The 1,870-nt window shown below is 47.9% G+C and carries 3 protein-coding genes; 1 reads left to right on the forward strand and 2 read right to left on the reverse strand.

Annotated features, from left to right (window positions below):
• The first annotated feature begins 130 nt into the window (after window positions 1-130).
• Window positions 131-403, forward strand: a complete 273-nt coding sequence (locus RAC79_RS25555) for a hypothetical protein (protein ID WP_080818995.1) — start codon at window positions 131-133, stop codon at window positions 401-403.
• A gap of 174 nt (window positions 404-577) precedes the next feature.
• On the opposite strand, the gene RAC79_RS25560 is transcribed toward RAC79_RS25555, so the two are convergent.
• Both RAC79_RS25560 and RAC79_RS25565 read right to left on the reverse strand, forming a co-directional pair.
• Entirely contained in the window at window positions 578-1,648 is a 1,071-nt protein-coding gene (locus RAC79_RS25560) for a hypothetical protein (RefSeq protein ID WP_065657634.1), read from the reverse strand.
• The coding region (locus RAC79_RS25565; protein WP_374997695.1) for a hypothetical protein at window positions 1,645-1,870 on the reverse strand (226 nt) is incomplete at its 5' end. The genes RAC79_RS25560 and RAC79_RS25565, both read right to left, overlap by 4 nt.

Consider the following 1,870-nt stretch of genomic DNA (forward strand, 5'->3'; position numbering starts at 1 on the left):
TAATAGGCCGGACTCTGAATTATTCTGGAGGAAATTCTCAGTGGCAGGTCAGACCGTCAAGCCAGGCGCTTGACGGTTTGAACTCCACTGGCATACTCGTCGAAGTGATGTGGAAGCTTGGACGTGAGCCGTGATCGAAGACGACGACCCCAATCTGGTGACTTCTGGTAAAAGTAAGAGGATCGTCGTTGATGGCTATCCCTTCTCTATCGACATCTTCCGGCTTGAAACCTATACGACATGGACGCTTGAAGTGGTCGATCACCAAAACACCAGTCACGTATGGGACGACCAGTTCGAATCCGACACAGAGGCTCGAGACGTCGCAGTCAAAACTATCAAGGCAGAGGGCGCCCTTGCGTTCATGCGCGGCAAGAACGTCATCCCCTTCCGTCAAGGGTAAAGCGGCGCTTACCACGAGTGAGCGATCAAGCCAACAAAGCCGGTGACGGCATTCACAAGAATTATTGGTGCGATGATCCGACTTCAAGCGCTGGGGCGGCTTTGGTTGCAGCCGCAGCAAAGCCGAGAAATCTTCATGGCATTGCCGGGAGCATTGCTTGCTAATTTCCTTATATCATGGCTTTGACCATTCGAAATTAATCAGCCCCTTAAGCCTACCTTCTACGAAAGGCAACTTACCTGCGTTAATGCCTCGCCGAGTAAGAGTCTGTATCCAGGAGCGCGCAGTTCCCTGCGTATCGAACACGTGCCTCCAAAACTCTGGGTACCAGTACTCATGGGTTATAGGTACGTAGTCCCGATAAAAATCGCCTCCCCAGTGGCGACCGGACAGATACAATGTAGAGTGTCCAAAAAGCTCGGCTTCATAAGCGGAACCTGACGAGATTGTAACGATCCTTAAATCCTTGCTTTGACAGAATAACTCGTAAGCCGAAATATCGCTTGGGACCTCTTTTGTATTCGGGAACATATGTTGCCAAAAATCAAAAGATTCTTGGTTGCGTACATGGGGATGGCGTTTGTAGAATATTGCACGAGACGAATTGATTTCGTCCCTCAATATTTCCGAAAAATCACCGATCCTCAAGAACCGGCCCTTTTCTATTAGGCTAGCATCTTCATTCGTCTGCGCCATAAATATCGTTGACCCGGCGGGGATCGCATTTGGTGATTTACGCCACCGCCTTCGACACAGCTTCACTTCTCGCTTTAGGAAATTGCCTTTCATCGCGAATTGCCTCAGTCTTAGAGCAAAGTTTTTATCATTTGTCTTGATTGCAAAAATTAGGTCGGAAGCGAATCGGATAGGGTGGACGCGGAAGTTAAGATACACCATCCCGGCAGAATCCAAGGCATCCATGAATGCGGGTGATGCCTCGAACAAAAAAAACGTTGCGGGCCCAAATGCGTCAATAAGTTTCTTGATAAATGGGGCCGGGAAGCCGGCGTCATAACGCGTCGCCCATTGATCTTGAATTTGGCGGGAGGTTTGATCGTAGATCGAATCGTGGAGGAGGTTTAGAGGAAAGTCATTCTTTTTCTCTCCAACAGTATACACCTTGAACCCTAGTGACTCAAAAATAGGCGTAAAAAGACGAGAAAACCAAGCGATATTGTGGGACTGATGGAGCTCCATTCTATTATTCACTCTGGTTAAATCGCCAGAGATAACGATTTGTGTCATTGGCGTACCGGTGATTTAGTCTGCACTTTCTTTCTCCTAAAAGTTTGGAATAAACTGCTCCTCAAATGAGAAGCAACTAATAGAACTTGTGGGGGATTGTTTGCGGTCAATGACCTGAGACCCTGAACTTCCTCCAGAATTTGGTAGAGTCCGTTACGATCAGGAGACGGACAAATGAAGCGTTCACGGTTCACAGAAGAACAGATCATCGGGATATTGAAG

It is taken from the genome of Agrobacterium sp. LR_9, from assembly GCF_041954855.1.
GTDB classification, from domain to species: domain Bacteria; phylum Pseudomonadota; class Alphaproteobacteria; order Rhizobiales; family Rhizobiaceae; genus Agrobacterium; species Agrobacterium leguminum.

Excerpts from the sequence above, each read along its gene's own strand:
- RAC79_RS25560 (WP_065657634.1), bottom strand. The coding sequence starts at position 1,648 with ATGACACAAATCGTTATCTCTGGCGATTTAACCAGAGTGAATAATAGA.